The organism is Viridibacillus sp. NPDC096237 (assembly GCF_050278625.1).
In the GTDB taxonomy this organism is placed as follows: domain Bacteria; phylum Bacillota; class Bacilli; order Bacillales_A; family Planococcaceae; genus Viridibacillus.
Genome location: NZ_JBNNTI010000033.1, coordinates 1 through 20906 on the forward strand (window position 1 = coordinate 1; position 20906 = coordinate 20906).

18 protein-coding genes and 2 pseudogenes are annotated in these 20906 nt (G+C 33.5%); 12 read left to right on the top strand and 8 right to left on the bottom strand.

The genetic code is table 11. The features are described 5' to 3' along the window. Positions 1-596 (top strand): annotated as a pseudogene (locus ACQKMD_RS16145) (IS3 family transposase); the annotation flags it as partial. Between the two features lie 274 nt (positions 597-870). Here the strand turns inward: ACQKMD_RS16145 and ACQKMD_RS16150 are convergent. Both ACQKMD_RS16150 and ACQKMD_RS16155 read right to left on the bottom strand, forming a co-directional pair. Continuing rightward, positions 871-1644: a YibE/F family protein gene (locus tag ACQKMD_RS16150; protein ID WP_427753258.1), complete on the bottom strand. Its 774-nt coding sequence runs from the start codon at positions 1642-1644 to the stop codon at positions 871-873. After that, positions 1644-2768 (bottom strand): YibE/F family protein, encoded by a 1125-nt coding sequence (locus tag ACQKMD_RS16155; protein ID WP_427753200.1) that lies wholly within the window; start codon positions 2766-2768, stop codon positions 1644-1646. The genes ACQKMD_RS16150 and ACQKMD_RS16155 overlap by 1 nt, the downstream gene beginning before the upstream one ends. Positions 2769-4082: 1314 nt before the next feature. Between ACQKMD_RS16155 and ACQKMD_RS16160 the strand changes: the two genes are divergently transcribed. From ACQKMD_RS16160 to ACQKMD_RS16175, 4 genes are all read left to right on the top strand, one after another. Then, positions 4083-4334, top strand: coding sequence for a hypothetical protein (locus ACQKMD_RS16160; RefSeq protein ID WP_427753202.1), 252 nt, complete (start codon positions 4083-4085; stop codon positions 4332-4334). Between the two features lie 215 nt (positions 4335-4549). Then, positions 4550-5116 carry a GNAT family N-acetyltransferase gene (locus ACQKMD_RS16165; protein WP_427753203.1) on the top strand — a complete coding sequence of 189 codons (567 nt, stop codon included), beginning with the start codon at positions 4550-4552 and terminating at the stop codon, positions 5114-5116. A gap of 184 nt (positions 5117-5300) precedes the next feature. Beyond that, positions 5301-5510 carry a DUF3923 family protein gene (locus ACQKMD_RS16170; protein ID WP_427753205.1) on the top strand — a complete coding sequence of 70 codons (210 nt, stop codon included), beginning with the start codon at positions 5301-5303 and terminating at the stop codon, positions 5508-5510. Between the two features lie 346 nt (positions 5511-5856). Next, positions 5857-6249: a hypothetical protein gene (locus ACQKMD_RS16175; RefSeq protein WP_427753207.1), complete on the top strand. Its 393-nt coding sequence runs from the start codon at positions 5857-5859 to the stop codon at positions 6247-6249. A gap of 333 nt (positions 6250-6582) precedes the next feature. Here ACQKMD_RS16175 and ACQKMD_RS16180 read toward each other — a convergent pair whose 3' ends face one another. Next, positions 6583-8007, bottom strand: a complete 1425-nt coding sequence (locus ACQKMD_RS16180) for an anion permease (protein WP_427753208.1) — start codon at positions 8005-8007, stop codon at positions 6583-6585. A 581-nt stretch (positions 8008-8588) separates the two neighbouring features. Here ACQKMD_RS16180 and ACQKMD_RS16185 point away from each other — a divergent pair. Continuing rightward, positions 8589-9140: a GNAT family N-acetyltransferase gene (locus tag ACQKMD_RS16185; RefSeq protein WP_427753209.1), complete on the top strand. Its 552-nt coding sequence runs from the start codon at positions 8589-8591 to the stop codon at positions 9138-9140. Between the two features lie 111 nt (positions 9141-9251). Here ACQKMD_RS16185 and ACQKMD_RS16190 read toward each other — a convergent pair whose 3' ends face one another. After that, a complete protein-coding gene (locus ACQKMD_RS16190; protein ID WP_427753210.1) occupies positions 9252-9638 on the bottom strand; it encodes a ribonuclease HI family protein in 387 nt (128 codons plus the stop codon). A gap of 191 nt (positions 9639-9829) precedes the next feature. On the opposite strand from ACQKMD_RS16190, the gene ACQKMD_RS16195 reads away from it, so the two are divergent. The 3 genes from ACQKMD_RS16195 (at position 9830) to ACQKMD_RS16205 (ending at position 13332) form a co-directional block, all read left to right on the top strand. Beyond that, the gene (locus ACQKMD_RS16195) at positions 9830-10021 is read left to right on the top strand and encodes a zinc-finger domain-containing protein (protein ID WP_427753212.1); all 192 of its coding nucleotides are present in this window, start codon (positions 9830-9832) and stop codon (positions 10019-10021) included. A 254-nt stretch (positions 10022-10275) separates the two neighbouring features. Next, a complete protein-coding gene (locus ACQKMD_RS16200) occupies positions 10276-11649 on the top strand; it encodes an aspartate kinase (protein ID WP_427753213.1) in 1374 nt (457 codons plus the stop codon). Positions 11650-12024: 375 nt separating this feature from the next. Then, positions 12025-13332, top strand: coding sequence for a hemolysin family protein (locus ACQKMD_RS16205; protein WP_427753215.1), 1308 nt, complete (start codon positions 12025-12027; stop codon positions 13330-13332). A gap of 328 nt (positions 13333-13660) precedes the next feature. Here the strand turns inward: ACQKMD_RS16205 and ACQKMD_RS16210 are convergent, their stop codons facing one another. Continuing rightward, on the bottom strand, positions 13661-13861 hold the full coding sequence (locus tag ACQKMD_RS16210; RefSeq protein ID WP_427753217.1) for a cold-shock protein: 201 nt from the start codon (positions 13859-13861) through the stop codon (positions 13661-13663). Positions 13862-14779: 918 nt separating this feature from the next. Between ACQKMD_RS16210 and ACQKMD_RS16215 the strand changes: the two are divergent. Continuing rightward, positions 14780-15052 (top strand): annotated as a pseudogene (locus tag ACQKMD_RS16215) (ArsR/SmtB family transcription factor). A 584-nt stretch (positions 15053-15636) separates the two neighbouring features. Here the strand turns inward: ACQKMD_RS16215 and ACQKMD_RS16220 are convergent. Beyond that, positions 15637-16464: a Ku protein gene (locus tag ACQKMD_RS16220; RefSeq protein WP_427753218.1), complete on the bottom strand. Its 828-nt coding sequence runs from the start codon at positions 16462-16464 to the stop codon at positions 15637-15639. A gap of 113 nt (positions 16465-16577) precedes the next feature. On the opposite strand from ACQKMD_RS16220, the gene ACQKMD_RS16225 reads away from it, so the two are divergent. Further along, the gene (locus ACQKMD_RS16225; protein WP_427753219.1) at positions 16578-18413 is read left to right on the top strand and encodes a DNA ligase D; all 1836 of its coding nucleotides are present in this window, start codon (positions 16578-16580) and stop codon (positions 18411-18413) included. A 332-nt stretch (positions 18414-18745) separates the two neighbouring features. Here ACQKMD_RS16225 and ACQKMD_RS16230 read toward each other — a convergent pair whose 3' ends face one another. Together ACQKMD_RS16230 and ACQKMD_RS16235 are read right to left on the bottom strand one after the other, a co-directional pair. After that, positions 18746-19000, bottom strand: a complete 255-nt coding sequence (locus tag ACQKMD_RS16230; protein WP_427753220.1) for a GlsB/YeaQ/YmgE family stress response membrane protein — start codon at positions 18998-19000, stop codon at positions 18746-18748. 115 nt (positions 19001-19115) lie between these two features. Then, positions 19116-19886, bottom strand: coding sequence for a polysaccharide deacetylase family protein (locus ACQKMD_RS16235; RefSeq protein ID WP_427753221.1), 771 nt, complete (start codon positions 19884-19886; stop codon positions 19116-19118). Between the two features lie 426 nt (positions 19887-20312). On the opposite strand from ACQKMD_RS16235, the gene ACQKMD_RS16240 reads away from it, so the two are divergent. Then, positions 20313-20705 (top strand): DoxX family protein, encoded by a 393-nt coding sequence (locus tag ACQKMD_RS16240; protein ID WP_427753222.1) that lies wholly within the window; start codon positions 20313-20315, stop codon positions 20703-20705. The last annotated feature ends 201 nt before the right edge of the window (positions 20706-20906 follow it).

Here is a 20906-nt window from a genome sequence, read left to right on the forward strand (position 1 = left end):
CAGAGGTTTCTTTTAATATGTTCAGTGATCGAAAAGTACGAACTCAAAAAGATGGTAAGTTTCCTATGCGAAATTTCGGGGATCTCGCGCTCAGGTTATTATAACTATTTTTCTTCAGAGTCTAAGGAAAGAAGAGAGAAACGAGAAAAAGAAGACTTGATCATTAAAGAAAATATTTTAAAGGCTTTAATTTTAAACGCCGTAAAAAGGGTGCGCGCCAGATTAAGATGACATTAGAAGGACAGTTTCAAATTACTTACAATTTGAAACGGATTCGAAGAGTTATGAAGAAATACAAAATTGTATGTCCTATTAGAAGAGCCAATCCGTATAAGAAAATGTTGAAAGCCACTCAAGAACACACTGTATTGCCCAATTTAATGTCAAGAAGAGGAAATTGTTGGGATAACGCTCCCCAAGAGTCTTTCTTTGGTCACTTCAAAGATGAAGCCTTTATAAAGCGGTGTAATACGCTTGAAGAACTTAAAAGAGAAATCAAAAATTATATGACGTACTATAACAATTTCAGGTACCAATGGAACTTAAAGAAGATGACTCCTGTACAATACAGAAATCATCTTCTCCATGTGGCATGACCTTTTTCAAAAATGTCCTTTACAAAGGGTACAATTTATTGCTCAGGTTGACCTTATACTACGAATGAGTGCTTTAGTTTAAAAGTTCAACAAGTAGAAATAAAATTCTGTTTTTATTTACCTTCTTATTGAGTAATAATCTTTGAGAAAACAGATTAAAGATATAATAAAAGTAGCGTAAGTAAATCATTGTTTTTTTCAATATAGCACCTGTTACCCATTAAGTTTGTGCTTAATCATCTTGATACTTTTTACTAGGTAATAGGCAGTCTCTTTAAATATTTTCTGATTTTCCACGTGTTTTTACTAAATAATATGCATTCACTGAAGCAGTAATAGGGATAATGAGCGCTATTCCGATGCCTGCGCAAAATATGGTAATAATCTCAGTGCTAAACACTTTGGAATTAACGATTTCGCCAATCGAGTAGGATAAATCTTTAAACCATATAAGCAATCCTAAATATCCACCAAAGAAAGCGAAAAATAGAGTATTCGTATCTGTTCCTAAAATATCTTTCCCGATGCTTAATCCTGATGTGAATAATCTTTTTCTGCTAATAAATGGGCTGTGATAAAAAATTTCATGCATGGATGAAGCTATAGAAATGGCCACATCTAATATAGCACCAATTGTACTCATAATAATCACAGAGGCTCCAATTTGGGCAAAATTTACTCCTATATAAAGTGAAAACATGCTAATTTCTTCTGTTGATTCTTCTCCAAATCCCTGTATCTTAGATTTCTCTGTTACTATGACAATAAAAAGTAGTAAAATCACAATGGTAATCATCGTAGAAATGAAAGCGGTGATTGTTTTACTGTTCTTTTCATTTATATAGAATAAGCTAATCCAACTTATAAGTGTACAGGAAATGAATGTGATTATAATTGGACTATTCTCTGGGTTTGTCATAAAAAAGATAGTAACAAAAAGCACCCCAATGTTTAAAAATAATGAAAGAAAAGACCGTACGCCTTTTTTACCACCAATTAGTATCATCAATATAAATAAGATGGCTGCGAGCCACACTAATACATTCATCATTTTACCCTCTTTCGATTAATGAAAAAAATAGAAGTGTAAAGACTGATGGGAATTGTTAATACGACGCCAATACCACCTGAGAGTGCTCTAGCTAATTCTAATGATAGGTTTATTGAAAGTGTTTGTCCTAATGCATAAGAATTTTTCAAATATAAAATAAGTATTGGAAATGAACCGCAAATATACACAAAAAACAAAATACTTGTTATAGTCCCCATAATATCTCTTCCAATATCTAATCCTGAGGTTTTCAGTGCTTTGACAGTAATATTATTATCTTGTTCAAATAAAGCAAAGATTGAAGAAGACATTGTAATAGTTACATCCATCACAGCCCCTAATGATCCAATTAATAATCCAGCCATAAAAACCAATCGATAAGGACGAGTTAGAAATTGCATTTCTTCATAACGGAGTCCATTTTCGGATGTTAACCACATCACAAAATAACTAATGAAGAGCGAAATAAAGGTTCCTATGAGTGTCGCAACGATTGCTGCATAAGTTTTTTCATTAAAACCATTAATGAGTAACAAAGAAATAACCGTAAATAAAAAAACACATACACCACATATGAATAACAAATTTATATTTGAGTACTTCACATATAAATCCAACGCGAAGGACAATACAAGAGTATTAACAATCAAACTGATTAATGAAAACAATCCCTGTCTTTTGCCTACGATTACTAAAGCAAATATAAAAATCCAGGCCATCATTAATACAAATTGATCTCGTTTCACGTCTATAATCGTTCCGGTCAATTCTGTGTTTTTAACTGTGCTTGCATCAATTGAAATAAATAATTTGTCACCAACATTGTATTCATGGTCAAATGCGCCAGAAGATGAATACTCATTCGTTAAATGGATGAGTTGACCTTTTTCTTCGCCATTCTTTAATATGGCTGTAATGCGCTGAGTAAACAAATTATCACTATGATTATACATATTTGTTAAGGGAGTTGTATCTTCTAATACTGTCTTAACGACTTCAGCGATTGGTCGGTCATAAAATGATTCATTGTTATTAACGAAAAAAACAGAGAGAATGAAGCAAAGTGCTATTAGAATATAAATTGAAACTTGTTTATATCTTTTTTTGAAAATGTCATACAATGAATAAAAACCTCCAATATGGGGATTTGACTATATGTGTTGCAAGTGTCCATAGTGTAGGCGATCCAGCGAACAATGATACACAATAACACATTGTCAATCTGGCAGCGTATATAGTAACGCTCTAATAGGATTGAGGTTCCTTATTCCAATCGTCTTTTATATACTAATTGTAGGAGAAACACCAAATGCTACTGTTGAAGCATTCGCACACTTGCTTCAATTTTAGGATCAAGTGATGCATATTATTTCATGACAATCTTAGCTATAATTGCATTTGTATTAACATTATTTGTTCCATCTAAAAATAAGGTTAAACAAGATCATAATTATAAAGCCAATACATTTTGTATTGGCTATTTTTATATACTTAAGTTAAAAGAGTAGATATATATACTTGATCTACGTCAATATTCTGGACACACAAAAATTAAGTTTTTTTGTTCTGCGCAACGACCATTCATGGAGTGTTCCACATCCCATGTAGCCCGTCAAAGTGAAAAGAGCCTTTGATATATCGGGGGTTTAAACTTGTTTGCTTCAGTTCTATTTATTTACCTATTGCTATTTCATTACTAAGTATTTGGGGTTTGTTTAGGGTAATCAAGAACAAGAGAAAGATATATGTTGCTCCATTGGTTCTTGTAAATTTAGGTATCATAACGCATTTTGTTGGTGTAAGGTTAATTGGGAGATTTGCAGGAATGGGAGTAAGTTTGATAGGTGCAATTATACTTGGAATAAGTCTTATAATCTTAGTTTTAATATTAATTATAGATTCAAATAAGAAAAGAAATTAAAGATCATTGAGTTGCATAGGCAGCTCTTTTTTCTTTATTGAACTAACGGTGCAGTTTAGTTGAACAAGGAATAAATGTAAAATAAGGGGTAGGTAATATGTATTTACTATTATTAATGGTACAATTTTAGCTTGAATCTTAATTTTTATCGGTCCATACGTGTAAAGAGAGGTGTAAAATGGAATTTTCAATTTTTTAGCAGCGTTCTTGTTTTCGATACTTTAGTCCAACTATTAAAAAAACTAAAACGAGGAAAAGACATACATAATCAATAAATACTAGGTTGTGTATGGATTATCTGTCCAGTGCTGTTTTAGAATATTTAAATAAGAATCGAGCATGTCGCCCCATGACCACAACTTAGTGAAGTTAACCCAGTGAGCAGAGATGGAATTATGCCTTTTGGAGACAAGATGAAAATGAAATTATTGGCGATGAAGAATCAACAACCATTTTATTACAATGGTTTAAGGGAAATAGCATAAAAGATATTGGGTACGAGGACGAAACATTAATGTATGATGAGACTTATAATTATATAGGAAAAGGACCAAACGGATATTATGAGTTATTACAGATAGTTTCTAATGTAGCAAAAAGATTACACGAAAATAAAGTTATTATTAATACTTTTAAAAGAGAAATACCCATAATTATTCACGATTTGGAGTATTTTTGGTTTTCAGAAGAAACAACGAAAAATGGAAACCCTAATGGTATAGCTGAGATATTCTTGGAAGCATTACGCCAAGAATTTCCAGAGTGAATTCTTGTATATTCGTTCGCCTGAAGAAAACGAACTGATAGAAATGCGTAAAGAACTTCAACGTTTACGAATGGAGAATGATATTTTAAAGCAAGCTGCGCTGATCATGGGACGAAAATAGATATGATTCGAAACGACACTCTCTCGCTAATACATTTAATCATATAGGTAAACAAGTAGTTCTAGGAAAAGGTTAAAGAAGGGAAGATATCACATTGATTAAGAAGGAAAAAACAATTGATTGTATTTCAGAGACAGAAAGATTAGTAATAAGACCATTAAAAAATGACGATTATCATAATTGGCTTAACGAGTTTAATAATAGATTTCCTTCTCAGCATAGACACGATATAGGGAAAATTGATATGAGTGAATGTACTGAGGAATGGTTTCATAATTTGGTGAAGAAACACAAGGTGTTAGCATTAAGTGATACAGCTAACGTATTCGGTATCTTTCGAAAAAATGATGGTATACACTTGGGAATGGTAGACTTCTCCACATTAGAAAGAAATAATTTTCAATGGGGTAGAATAGGATACACAATTCATAATCAGTACTGGAGAAAAGGGTACGGAAAAGAAGCGGTAACAGGTGCACTAAATATTGCATTTAAGGACTTGCAGTTTCATCGGATTGAAGCACATATAAACGTTGATAATGCACCTTCTATAAATTTAGCAGAGAGTGTAGGTATGGAATTTGAATGTGTGCGTAAAGGATTTATATATGAATATGAAGAGTGGACTGACCATCTGGTCTATTACATAAATTCCAAGTAATTCTTATTAAACTAACAAGGGCGTTGATCCAAGAAGGATTACGCTCTATTTTTTGGACTTATTGTACTAACTGGTAATATTAGTAAAAATGATTCCGATAAGTATGAGTATTTACTGATATGGTTATTTTTGATCTTCTTCCCATTTACTGATACAATGTGTTTCGAAGAAAGAGGGTAATAAGATGAAATTATGGTGGTTTGCAAATATTTTTTGGTTGGTTGTTTTTGCATTAGGTGCAATAATTATTGGTTTAAGGGAAGTTGATGGAGCTGGAATAGTTCAAACTCCTGAAATAAAAACTATAACATTCATAATGGTAGGGATTTTATTCGTAATTATTATGTTTATCCAATTAGTATGGTTATTTTTTGTCAAAAAACTGAAATATTGAATGTAGAATTATTATCGCTCCTTATTTAGTTAACTTAAAAACCATAAATATCACTTTTTCCTTATTCAACTAAACGGGGGCGATTGTTCAATTAAAGCAATCGCTTCTTGTGTTAACGAAGCAGCTTAGTTCAAAGTTTGTAACCGAGTAGAAGATCTCTTATCTTTCGGTTTTATTTTTTTGAATTTTTTTTGTAACATAATAAGCTTTCAGAATTTATATAAGTGAAAGCGGTAAAAAGATATGGAATTTGAGGAAATCTATCACTAAAGGGGGAGTTTAGTTGAACAAGATTACTTTTGAATTTTGAAATTTTACCAATATATAAAGAGCAGGTGTAGTTGATATGGCATTTGAGAATATAGTTTATCCAGCATTTATAAAGCAAGAAGAAGAAAGTTTCGGTATTCATTTCCCAACATTGCTTCCAGATTACGGCTGGGAGACTAACTTAAGCTCGGGTCCGACGAAAAAGGAAGCAATTCAAAATGCAAAGAAGGCTTTAGCTTATTTGTTAGCTGGTGCTCTATATGAAAATGAAAATTTACCAAGTCAGGCACCCATTCCTGCTAATCTTGTGACGGAAGAGATGGAACTTGTTTTTATTAAAACATCTTATAGCGATTATGTGAAGGAAATTGAAGAGCATTTACCTGGACGTCATTGGCATATCTATTTTAACAGAGATGAGAAAAGTGATTTTCTAGCTGTTGCATATAAGAATAAGCAAGGGTCTTAGGATGTAAAGGTAGATGGTGATTTACCTATTGAAATGGAACAGGAGAAGTTGTTACAACTGGTCCTACATATCCTGTAATTTGTACAGCACGACGTCGAGTTGAGGCGGAAGAAGCGTTCGATAGTTTTGTACTCAGAGTAAAAGAGATATAAAAGCCAATTGTAGATATTGATAATATTGCTTCAAAAACAGAAACGTAACAATTAGTGAAGAAAATATTGAGAAAACAAAAACTATCTGGGATTTGGCGAAGCTAAAAGGAGACTCTAAAAGAGGAATAGAGCACGGCTAAAAAGATTTGTTATCACTTGTGTAGCCGTGCTCAATCCTATCTTACCAATAGCCAAGTAGCTTCCACCATAAGCCACCGATTATAACAAAAATGAGAATTGTAGCGATAGAGACAATAAAGCCTACCGTCCACCATTTTTTCTGTTCAATATAACCTGCGCCAAAGAATACAGGAGCAGGACCAGAACCGTAATGAGTTGTGGCACCAAATAAATTACTGAATGCTGCTAATAGGATCACCGCAAGCATGGCTGGTGCTCCCGCTTGAAGCATAACAGATAGAAACGCGGCATACATGGCACTAATATGCGCTGTAGAACTTGCAAAGAAATAGTGTGAATAGAAATAGACAAGTGCTAATATCAATACCGCAAACATCCAGTTATAGCCAGACACAAACGAACTGACCTCTTTACTAAACCACGGAATCAGTCCAAGCTTATTCATATAAGAGGCCATCATAAAGAGCGTCGCAAACCAAACAAGCGTATCCCAGGCTCCTTGTTCATTTTTAATATCTGACCATGTTAGTACTTCTAATAATAAAAGTAAGGAAAGCCCTATTAAAGCAGCTGTTGTGGCACCAATGCCTAAAGAATCCCCACCAATCCAAAGTCCTAAAACAACAATAAACACTGCAATCATACGTTTCTCAGAGCTTTTTAATGGCCCAAACTCATCTAACTTCTCTTTCGCAATTCGACTTGCTTCTGGAGTTTGTTTAATCTCTGGAGGGAAAATCTTATAGATAATAAATGGAACAACAATCAATGCTACTAATCCTGGAACAATCATAGCAGTTGCCCACCCAAACCACGATATTGTCACACCAGCCGTATCACTCGCTAACTTAACAATTAAAGGATTGGCTGCCATAGCTGTCATAAACATAGCAGATGTAATCAAGTTCCCTTGAAATCCAACCGTTAAAAGAAAGGCTCCCATTTTACGTTCTGTACCATCTTCTGGTTTAGAACCAAATGTATGTGATAAGGAGTGGATAATAGGGAAAATCACACCACCTGCACGTGCCGTATTACTCGGAATAGCAGGCGCCAAAATTAAATCACTTATCAATAAAGAATACGACAAGCTTAACGTTTTCTTTCCAAATAACCGAACAAATACATAAGCTATACGCTCACCTAACCCCGTCTTAATAAATCCACGCGAAATAAAGAATGCAATAACGATAAGCCAAATCGTCGAATTACCAAACCCACTTAGCGTTTCTTCAATTGTTAGCGTATTAGTCACCGCGATCACTGCCATAGCAATAATTGAAATAGCTCCCATAGGTAATGGTTTTGAAATAAAACCGACAATTGTCGCAACAAACACAGCAAACAAATGCCATGCACTTTCTTCTACTCCAGCAGGTGCTGGTATAAACCAAATAATAATGCCAATTGCAATGGTAATGAAGAAAGGAACCCACTTTATCGTACTTCCTGATGTTTCTTTCATGCCAACAAACTCCTTTCATGTCTATCTTCTATAACATAAACGTCCTCTGTCTAACATTTTCCCCATCATTGGTTATTTATATTGAGTTTAACCAATATGCACCCCATTTACTTGAAAACTAAAATATTATAACTGTTTCGTGTCCTAATGAAAAGAATTTTTTATCATTCTACGTTTTTATTTTTTGATCTAGCCAAAACTCGAAGTTAGAAAGGTCACTATAGACTTACTCATTCATTAGTTCAAACGTCTCGTGAACTGTAGCTTTGTAAAAAAGATTATGATTTATCACAAAGTTCAATAATTAATAATAAAGATGAATTGCGAATGGGTGTATTTAAATTACGTAGAAGATTTATTTTGAATAATGCTTTCCATGTATTCATCACGTTTTGAATAATACGAATTAGATGATATTGTTTGGATAAAAAATCACAATGGAGATAAAAAAAGAGATGCTTTGTTCAACTAAAGAGGGAGGTTAGTTGAACAAGGAAAAATAATTGAAGGTGTCGAAATACAAAATAGAGGTTAATAAAAGGTATGAAAATATTCCTAATATTAAATAATAGAGGTGTGTTATGTTTACAAATGCTTGTATTGAAACTGAAAGATTAATTATTAGGCCTTACCAACTCGATGATTTGGAGAGTTTATATAATTTACAAAAAGATCCTGAAGTACACCGATTTATTCCAGAACCAATTTATTCTTTGGAAGAAATGGAGAATATTATTAAGTGGAGTATAGTTGCAAACAAAAAGAACACTGTAAATAATATTGTAAAATTCAATCTTGCTATAGTAGAAAAAGAATCTCAAAAAATAATCGGTTATTGTGGATTAGGCCCGTTAGACTTTGCCCCGTCATCAACAGAATTATATTATGCATTAAGACAAGATAAGTGGGGAAATGGATATGCTACAGAAGCTTCAAAGGCTCTTTTAAAATATGGCTTTTCAGTTTTACGGATAGAAAATGTCGTAACTACTGTTTATCCTGAAAATCTAGCCTCTATCCATGTATTAAAGAAATTGGGATTTCAATTTAAGTATAAAGTTAAAGACATAGAAGTAGAATTTCAAGAATTTGAAGGTTTACTTTTCTTCTCTATGGCAAATCCTCTGTTGTAATACTTTTGAAAAATAATTGCTGCTTACCAGTAATCGAAGAATAATAAAACGCCATTCTAATTACACAAAGAATAGCGTTTTTTCTAATGTTAAGGATGATTAGTATAATGCTTATTTTTTTCTTAATGCTTCTTTTGCAAGTGTATCTGCTGCACGATTTTCCGAACTAGGAATCCATTTAATAAAAAATAAATCAAATTTCTTTGAAAGCTCGAGCGCTTCTTCCAAATAAGGTTTATATGCTTCGTTTTTTACATACTCCTTTTCAATAGAGGCGACGACAATTTTAGAATCAGAACGAACAGAAATCATACCAGTTGATAATTTGAATGCTTCTTTTAATCCGCGAACAAGTGCGATGAATTCCGCAGAATGATTATCACTTTCCCCAATAGACTCTCCGATTTTAATTAATTGACCTTCACCTTTTATAAAGATTCCTATTGCGCTAGGTCCAGGATTTCCAGCAGTTGCTGCATCAATATATAATTCAATCATTTAGTCACCTGCTACATCATATTTATTACTCTAGTATATTTGATGTAGCAAAATATGCAAAGATAAAGAAGAGGAATAGGACTAGTTTGAATAGCGTAAACTAAAAAGCAATTATAGAAAGCAAATAATTGTAACTAAATGCTCCAAGTAGTACAATAAAAATTATTGAAATTTAGAGGTGAATCGAATTGATGGACAAAGTAACCGTCATAAAAGAAATTGACGAAATTGTGGAAAATTATTGTGAAGGTTGCTTCGTGAAAAATCAACTTCGGAAAGACCGAGGGAAGTCTGGTGCCCACCGATTCTGTATTGAGTCATGTACGATTGGGGAGCAGTTACACTTTTTAGGCGAAGAACTTTTAAAAGTTTATACAAAATAACCTATTCCTATGTTAAAAACACCATGAGTTTTATCTCTTGGTGTTTTTTTTGTAGTTGAAATAACTGACAGATGCTAGTAACATGTTGATAACAATTACTGAATAATTACAATAATTGTTCTATTTGAACAATTTGTTGTGTAAATTTGTAAATAAATATTGACTACTTCGGATAGTGTTTGTACACTGTGAATAGACAAATGTTTTTATAGGAGATACAAATGAGTAAATAAATAATGTAAGGATATGATAAAATGAAAGTATGTAAATTTGGAGGAACATCTGTTGCAAGTGCAGAACAAATTAAAAAGGTGGGAGCAATCGTACAGGCTGATCCTTCAAGACGCCTGATTGTCGTTTCGGCTCCAGGTAAACGCTTTAGTGATGACACAAAAGTAACAGATTTATTAATAGAATTAGCTAATGCTGCATTGCAACAAGGTGCGGTAGAAGAGAAATTAAAAAATGTTGTAAAGCGTTATAAAAATAACGCAGATGGACTGGGCTTAGATAATGCTATTTGTGACGTCATTGAAGTGGATTTACGTAAACGTATTGCAGAAGCGGGTTCGATTTCGGACGAATTGTTGATGGATAGCTTAAAAGCGAGTGGAGAAGACAATAATGCGAAAATGATTGCAGCTTACTTCAATAGTATTGGTCTTAAAGCAAAATATATGAGTCCACTTGAAGGTGGCTTAATTGTTAATGATCTACCGGCTCGGGCACAAGCATTACCAAAAGCATTTGATAATTTGAGTGACTTAAAACATTCACAAGAGATCGTCGTATTCCCAGGCTTCTTTGGTTATACAGAAGATGGAGTTTTACGTACATTTGAGCGTGGAGGCTCAGATATTACAGGCTCAATTTTGGCAGCAGCTGTAAAAGCAGAGCTATATGAAAATTTTACTGATGTAGATTCAGTGTTTTGTGCAAATCCTAAAGTCGTAAATTGTCCAGTTGAAATAGAAGAAATTACATATCGCGAAATGCGTGAGCTATCTTATGCGGGTTTCTCGGTTTTCCATGATGAAGCATTAATGCCTGTTTATAAAGTAGGTATACCAGTATGTATCAAAAATACAAATAACCCATCTGCACTGGGCACAAGAATTGTATCTGAACGTAAGTCAAACCATAGTCCAGTAACAGGGATTTCTGCTGACAGTGGGTTTTCAATTTTATACGTGAGTAAATATTTGATGAACCGTGAAATCGGATTTGGTCGTAAATTACTACAAATATTAGAAGACGAGAATATCTCATATGAGCACACTCCATCAGGTTTGGATGATATCTCAGTAATTATTCGAAGTCACCAATTAACTCCTGATAAAGAAGATCGTATCGTAAAACGTGTTGAAACTGAATTACAAGCAGACGACGTGCACTTCCGCCATGATTTCTCAATGCTTGTAATCGTTGGAGAAGGGATGAATAACAACACAGGTTTAGCAGCGCGTGCGACAACAGCCATTTCAAAAACTGGGGCTAATATTGAAATGATTAATCAAGGATCATCAGAAGTTAGTCTCGTATTTGGTGTGCGTAAAGAATTTGAAAACAAAATTTTACAAGCACTATACAATGAATTTTTCGCACTTTCAGCTTCAGTATTAACATAATATCTAATTGAAGTTGCGCCATTAAGTCGATTAAACGATTTATAGGCGCTCTTTTTTTAAAAAACAATGTGAATTTATACTCTAAGCAAACAGTTTTAAATCAAAGAGTAATCTCATATCTAATAGAGAGCAGAATCATTTAAAACTATGATAAATAAAGAATTTTTTTAGTTTATCAGCAGATATAACGTCTACATTTTAGTAAATAAAATCAATGAAGGTTCAGATAAATGAAAAAATTTTAAAAATAATCATCTTCTTAATTGCAATTTACATATACTTTCATATAGATTAGTAATAGTAACTTATTTTACAGGAGGTGAATTCTTTATTCTGAATCTGAAATAAGGATCAGATCAGATATAAAGAACATGATTGGACAATGATATAGCCATTAAGTTAGTTGTTTTCGTAATACTAATTGCACTTACTGCGTTTTTCGTAGCTGCGGAATTTGCGATAGTAAAGGTGAGATCAACTAGAATTGACCAGCTTGTACTTGAAGGCAATAAAAAGGCTTTAAGAGCAAAAAAGGTCACGAATAATTTAGATGAATATCTATCAGCTTGCCAGCTTGGCATTACGATTACGGCATTAGGGCTTGGATGGTTGGGAAAACCGACTATTGAAGCTATCTTGAAACCATTGTTTGAAATATTCAGCTTAGATGCTCGTATTTCCTCAGTGGTATCATTTATTATTGCGTTCTCAATCGTAACATTTTTGCATGTTGTAGTCGGAGAGCTTGCACCAAAAACATTAGCAATTCAACAAGCTGAAACCGTCACATTGCAAACAGCTGGATCACTTATTTTATTCCACAATATTATGTATCCAGTCATTAAAATTTTAAATGGTTCTGCAAGAGGCTTAACCGCATTATTTGGTTTGAAAATGCAGTCAGAATCGGATGATGCTCATAGTGAAGAAGAGTTGCGGATGATTTTGTCAGATAGTTATAAAAGTGGTGAGATTAATCGTTCTGAGTATAGTTTTGTGAACCGTATTTTTGAATTTGATGATCGCATTGCAAAAGAAATTATGGTCCCTCGAACGGAAATTGTTAGCCTTGATCAGCATCTCACACTTAAAGAAGTATTTGATGTGATTAATGTAGAGCAATATACGCGATATCCTGTCGTGGATGGAGATAAAGACCATATTATTGGCATTGTTAATATGAAACAGCTGTTAACAGCTTTTATTTTAGATGAAAAGAACGCTTTAAAGCAGATAACTCACTTTATGCAACCTGTGATTCGTATTATTGAAACGGTTCCAATTAGTGATTTATTACTCAAATTTCAATTAAAGCGCATTCATATGGCGATTCTTATGGATGAGTATGGAGGTACATCCGGTCTTGTCACAATCGAAGATATCATTGAAGAAATTGTTGGTGATATTAAAGATGAATTCGATTATGATGAGTTACCAGAAGTGCAAAAAATAGCAGAAAATCATTATAATTTAGATGCAAAGCTTAGACTAGAAGAAGTAGAGACACTCTTAAATATCGATATTAATGATGAAGATATCGATACTATTGGAGGGTGGTTTATGACAAATCATGATCGCATCTTAAAAGGTGAGAAGCATGAAGCTGAAGGCTATGAATTTACCATTCAAGATGTTAATATGCATCAAATTGTAAGACTCGAAGTGAAAAAAGTAGCTTTATAATGTTAAGGCGTTTCTAAAGTGGTTTTAAAACTTAGAAACGCCTTTTTATATTGCAGTCAGATAATACTAATATGTATTTTTAAAAGGGATTGAAACTGCCTCTTCTTAACTTTGTGGGTTTAAATAGTACGAACAAACATAAATCCAATTTTGTAAGAACTTTTTATGGATTCACCAAAAGTTAATAGGGAATGTACGAGAAGTATGTTGTTGATTCTCTTAATTAACTAACTGTATGCGTATTTGGATAGCAATCTCTAATAATATATTCACAATAAAAAATAAAAAAAGCTATTCTCAAGTTAAACTTGTAGAATAGCTGTATTCATTATATTTTACTCACATTTGCTGCTTGTGGGCCTCGATTACCCTCAATGATCTCGAAGCTAACATCTTGTCCCTCTTCTAAGGTGCGGAAACCTTCCTCTTGGATGCCTGTGAAATGGACGAATACATCTTCACCATCATTGTACTCTATAAAACCATAACCTTTTTCGTTATTGAACCATTTTACTTTTCCTTGTTGCATGTAGGTTCCTCCCATATGAAACAGAATGTTCAAGCATGAAATCCATCACATATTATATGTGAAATGATGGATGAATATTCTTAAAAATCTTGATATAACAAGGTTTTTAAGAATATTAATAAAGTATTGATGCCATAATGATGCCAAAAATAAAAATTACCATGAAGTTTCGAGGTTTTTCATTTATTCACCGAATTTTTATGAAGCCACTTTCTTTCTATCTTTAGTAAAAGAAGATAGATGTAGTTTCGTCAGTTCATGCCCTTTTAGAGCCAATTAGTTCGAGTGGAACATTTGCCACAGCTAATTAAGAAGTGTAATATTTTTTAACTAACACAATAAATTCTGACTCAATGTCGATAACATGCATAGATCCCTTGGTATTTGGTGTCGTAATCTCATACTTAAGAGTATTTCCATTCGGATTATACAATATTTTCGCAATACTTATTGTAACTTTATTATAATCGATATCTGTCCATTTTAACACTAATAATTCACCTAAACGTAGTCCAATCCATGCAAGCATGTTGAAAATAAAGTGATCTCCAGCTTTTCATAAGCTAATGAAGCATCCAAAAATTCTCTTAATTCGTTTTTCTAGAAATAAACATCTGTTACAACTTCATTTTCTAATTCCTCAACAGTTTTACTATTTTTAGTATTTTGGCGAATTCTGTTGGATCTGTATGAATTATCTCTAACTCTTGAGCGAATATAAATATCATACGTGCAGTTCCATGTGTACCTGAAAGAGTATTATCTGAAAGTTTCTTGCTTTCTTTACTTAAAAACTGTTGAAACATTTCTTGGGTAATACCCTTAACTTTCAAATCAGAGAAAATAGGTAGTAGTCTTTTTTTATCGATGTATTTTATAGAGCTCATCTAACATGAATGTTGGGGATAGCAGCATGAATTGAGAAGTTCAGTACCAAGTCGGATTTTTAAAGCACTTGCTGATGAATCTAGGATTAAAAATTGTTCGTGCGCTTTATCATAGCCATAAGGAAATAAGTTGTGGAGAGGTAGGTGAAAGGTGTGAGATAAACAAAACTACTGCTTCATATCATTTTAAAACTTTACGTGAAGCAGGATTAACGCTAGTGAGAAAAGACGCTCGAACAAAGTATGTCAAGCTTAACTTAGGAATTTTAATACTTATATTTCAGGTTTTTTAGAGACTCTTTAGTATTTGATTTGACCATACGTTATCTCAAATGCTCTCATGCAACATTTCTTTATGACATAAATATCGAATATATAACGAGTTCCTTGATTTGACGAAGTATATTCTCTTTAAGCACAATTAAATCGTAAAACGCCATATAAGGGCTTAGAGTGAATATTTTTGTTTGGAAATCATGGACAGCACCAACTTGAATTAGTTCTTTTATTATTGAGGGTTAGGTCTGAATCGGAAAAAATGAAAACTCAGCAAAACGATAAAACTAGTACAGGCGGCGACTCCTTGGGGAAATAGCGAACATCTTGAGACCCCGCAAGAGCGTTAGCGGCGAGGAGGCTCAAGGATCGCTCCCAGGAAAGCGTCCGCCGGAACGGAAAAAAATTAACGCATCGAAGAAAAAGCCATGGCAGAAACGATTAATCTTTTCCGCCATGGCTAAAATTCACTTTATGGACTGTTTCAGTGCCCTCCCTAATTGGACGGGGCTTTTTATTAAGGGGTCTTTATTTTGTCTTTTCTTAGTAGTCTAATCTAATATTTGGATCATTACTAAATCATTGTATTAGTTTGGGAAAGGATAGACTTCACTAGGAGGTCTTTGCTTTTGTAGTTCGCTTTCTTGTAGTCGTTTTTTTCTTAGTAGTTTGAGTCTTATCTAATGAAGCTTGAAGTGCTGTCATCAAATCGGTAACATTATTAGGTATTGGTTGTTTATCGCTTGCTGTTACAGTATTAGAAGCTTTCTTTTCTTCGATTAATTCCATTAATGCCGTACGATAATCATCAGTGTATTTTGTAGGTTCGAAGACTGTTGTTAGTTGGTCGACTAACAACAGCGCGGTATCAAGTTCCTTCTTAACTACAGTTTGTTCGCTTGGAAGATTAGGGACATCAGCAACACTCCTCACTTCATCAGGAAAATGAATTGTTTCCATGACTAGTGACTCCTTATAAACACGTACTATTGCCAGTTGTTCTTTTGACCTTATTATGATTTTCGCAACGCCTATCTTACCTGAATCTTCTAAGGTTTTTCTTAACAGGGAATAAGCTTTACTGCCAGTGGTATCAGGAGATAAAAAATAAGAACGATCGAAATAGATAGGATCAATTTCTTCTATCTTCACAAAATCGATTATTTCTACTGCCTTATTCTCATTTTCTTTTCTCAGGTTCTCTAATTCCTCAGCGTCTAATACTACAAACTTATTTTTTGCATATTCGTAAGCTTTTACAATATCCTCGTCATTAACTTCTTTATTACAACCCTCACATACTTTTTTATAACTAATTGGTGTATTACATTCTTTGTGTAGTTGTCTCAACTTAATATCTTTATTTTCGGTTGCTGAGTGGAGTTTAACTGGTATATTAACCAATCCAAAACTAATGCTACCCTTCCAGACTGTATGCAAATTCAAGGCACCTCTTTTCTTCTTCTTATTATTAATCTTTTCACAGTTTTTATGTATTAGTGAAGAGGATTAATCAAAAACTAGATAGAAAAAAGAAAGAAAGTGGGCATAAAATGAAACCCATGTTAATAACTGCTGCAACAGAAATACCTCAAGGGGATGAGTGGCTATATGAAGCAAAATATGATGGCTTCCGTTGTGAATTAGAGTGGGAGAATGAACCTATTTTAAAAAGCAGGAACGGGAACATACTTAATCAGAAATTTCCCGAGATCATTAATTATTGTCTTGAAATAAAAGAACAAATAAATTCGTTTTTACCATTAACTTTAGATGGTGAATTAGTTTTTTTAACAAATAATTTTCAAAGTAATTTTTCTGTAGTTCAAATGCGAGGTCGAATGCGTTGCCAAAATACCATTAACAAACATGCTGATGCTTTCTCTTGTCATTATGTTGTGTTTGATTGTTTAAAATATAAGGGGAAAAGTCAGACAAACTCATATTTGAAAAAGCGTAAAGAAGTCTTGCAAAAGCTATTTGAAATGCTCAACCTTCCAACTTCCATTAATTATCAAGATGTAAATAGAATCCAGTCCATTGATGTTTTTCAAAACAGTAAGTTATTATGGAAGGAAATCTTAATTAGCAGCGGGGAAGGGATTATTGCAAAAAGAAAGAATAGTAAATGGATTAGCGATAAGCGAACAACTAACTGGTTAAAAATAAAGAATTGGAGATATGTGAGTGTAATCTTAATAAAATATAATAAGAGCAATGGTTTTTTCTCTGGTGCTATTTATCGAAATGAATCTCTTGTGGAGGTAGTCACTTTTCGTCATGGACTTAATGAAGAAGAACTTCATACTTTGATAACTCTATTCCAAACAAATGGGACTGAAAGGAAAGGAATTTGGGGAATTGCACCGTCTATCTGCGTAGAAATAGCGTGCATTGATTTTATGGGGGAAACATTAAGAGAACCAAGCTTTCATTCATTCAATTTCGAGAAGAAAATAGAGGATTGTAATTGGAAGCAAATGCAACGCCAACTTTTCCCATTCCCTGAATCGGTTCAGGTTACACATCCAGATAAACCTATATGGCCGGCAAGAAATATTTTAAAAGAAGATTACTTGTTATACCTACAGCAAGTAGCTCCATACATGCTGCCATTTTTACGTGACCGAAATTTAACTGTTATTCGCTTTCCACATGGCGCAACCGGCGAAAGCTTTTATCAAAAAAGCAGTCCAGAAAATACGCCTGATTTTGTTACAACCAAACAAATTGGAGATACGAACTTTATTATATGTAATAATATTGAGGCCCTTCTGTGGTTAGGAAACCAATTAGCTTTAGAATTCCACATTCCATTTCAAACCATTCATACAAATAAACCAACTGAAATTGTATTTGATCTGGACCCACCATCAGTAAATGAATTTCATTTAGCAGTCAGAGCTGCATTGCATATGAAGGTTATTTTTGACCAATTTCAGTTGAGATCATATGTCAAAACCTCTGGGGGAAAAGGTATGCAAATATATATTCCATTGCCGAAAGATACTTTTACTTATGAAGAGACAGGTATATTCACTAAGTTTGTATGTGACTTTATAATTGAGCAGGATCCACAATGGTTTACGACAGAACGCTTGAAAAAGAACCGTAATAATAAACTGTATTTGGATTATGTCCAACACCGTGAAGGAAAGACAATTATTGCTCCATACTCTCCAAGAGGCAACGAAAAAGGCTTAATAGCAACACCCTTATTATGGGATGAATTGAATGAGAATTTAAACCCTGGTATATTTACAATAACAGCTGTTTTAGAACGTATTAAAAAGATGGGTAATCCATTCCAAACTTTTCAACAAAATGAAAATGAACAAAAATTTACTGATGTACTTAAGCAATTACAAAGCCTAATAGAAAAAGACTAATATGTATGCTCTAAACAGCAAAAAAATCCCGTCCCAAAATAAAACTTAGGACGGGAGTACAATTATTTTCACCATATCACTTCTCTATAGCTGTGGTTGCAATTATCCATTCACCACGTTTACCTTCATGCTTAACAAATGTCTGTAGTTCTTCTTCATTACGTATTACGTCTGCTTGCTTTCAAACGTTCTTGTAAGGTGTAAGAAGATATGCTCCAGCGATAAGCAGCTTCAGTTGGATTAATGCTTTTGAGCATAATTATCTCGTTCAGGAATGAGGTTATAATATTTAAGGGAAATACAAAAAACCTGAGCAATTGCCCAGGTCTACATCAATCCTTATGCATTAATTTCAAAATGAAACTTACGATAAGAATCAAAATGATGGAACCAATTAGAGCTGGGAAAATATAAAAGTCACTTAGCGTAGGACCCCACCGACCTAATAATTTCCCTCCAATCCAAGCCCCAATAATTCCTGCAATTATATTACCAATAATTCCACCTGGGATATCCTTACCAATGATCAAACTTGCTAACCATCCTAGAATACCACCAATAATTAGAAACCAAATAAAGCTAAACATATACACACCTCCTTAAGGTATTTTTTATAATCCCCAAATAAGGTGGAAATATGAATGCTTAATCTAACATAAAAGGATTTCTAACACATTGCATACTTTCCTCTTAAATGGGGTGCTATTTGAAATCCTTTAAAATATCATCATCATTCTGATCTTCGTTAATATCAATAAGCTCTGATACGGTTACAAATTTATAGCCTTGCTTTTGTAGTTCAGGTATTATTTTTTTTAGTGCTTTTATCGTTTGAGTTCTATTCCCTCCGCCATCGTGGAACAATATTACATTACCGGGGCTTGTACCATTTACTACTTTGTTTATAATTTTTTGAGATTTAATTTCTTTCCAATCCAAAGTATCTTGGTGCCAAGACCATATTACTACTTTATAACCGTTTCGCGTAGCAACATCTATCATTTTATCAGTGTATTGCCCACCTACAGGGCGAAACAACACTGGATAGAAGCCTGTAATACTGTGTATAATATCGTTTGTTTTTTTTAATTCGTTTTCTAGAACATTAATAGGTTGATTATACTTATGTGTATACGTATGATTTGCTAATTCATGTCCTTCTTTATATGTCCGAAGAACCAACTCTGGATGTTTTTCCGCATTTTCTCCAATAACAAAAAAAGTAGCTTTTACTCTGTATTTTGCCAGTAAATCTAAAATTTGTCCTGTGTATCTGGGATGCGGACCATCATCTAATGTTATAGCAACAATTTTTTCGTCCGTATTAATATCCCAAAGCATTTGTCCGCTTTCTTCATAGTATCGCCTCCCCTTATCAGAAGCTGTACTAAAGCCAACGTAAAATACAGAGACCATTAAAATACATAAAGTTAAAACTAATATATGATTAAGTCTCAAAACAACACCTACCATCGGTTATTAATTTTTCAAAAGGAAACGATGTCTTAATATCTACAGAATGCAATTTATTATTCTTTAAAAAATCCAACATCTTTAATTTAAGAATATTAAACGTTTATCCACTCCCTGTTTTTTTTACTTGCGACGTTACCTTTTGCAGGAGACGCCGTTTAATTCAAGCACTTCGTTTTACTTCTATTTGATATAAGGGTGCATTAAGAACCCGGGTAGATGAAGGGTGGAAAAAATTACAAATATCGAGAGGTTATCTGGGAATTAGGATAAGTGAAAAAATAGAAAATGGCTGTCCTAAAAGTTGGATTTTGTTTAGGACAGCTAATTTTAATTTTAATTTTATAAACTTACTTGACATTACTAGATAATTAAAATATACTAAGTTACGAAAAGTAAGTAAAAGAGATATGGAGGATATAAATTATGCAACAGATTGGACCAGTTTTTTTACGAGTGATTTTAGGAGGGCTATTTGCCATCCATGGTTTTATGAAATTCCAAGGAGGTATTTCAAATATAGTCGGCTACTTTGATAGCTTAAGTATTCCAGGCTTTCTAGCACATTTTGTTGCAATCGTTGAGCTCGTTGGGGGGGTAGCCATGATATTAGGTCTAGGTAGCCGAATTATCGGTGCATTATTTGCAATCATTATGTTAGGTGCCATCATGACAGCAAAATGGTCTTTAGGCTTGTTAGGAGCTGATGGTATGGCTGGATATGAATTTGAGTTAGCTTTACTGGCAATGTCAGTGTACTTTGTTTTTGCAACGCCAACACCACTTTCTGTAGATGCTTTATTGAAATCTAAAAAATAATTAGATGAGGTATTCAAATGATATATCATGAGAAACCTCATTTATATTAAGAAAAATGATAAATTTAAAGAGTGATAGCCGATGATGGCGTTACTCTTTTTGTTTTACACTTTCGGGTTTTTATCTTAAACATTTGTGGTGCCGAAAATAAATGTACTTAAAATTATTACAAAATATTTTTTAGCAAATAGTACGGTAAAG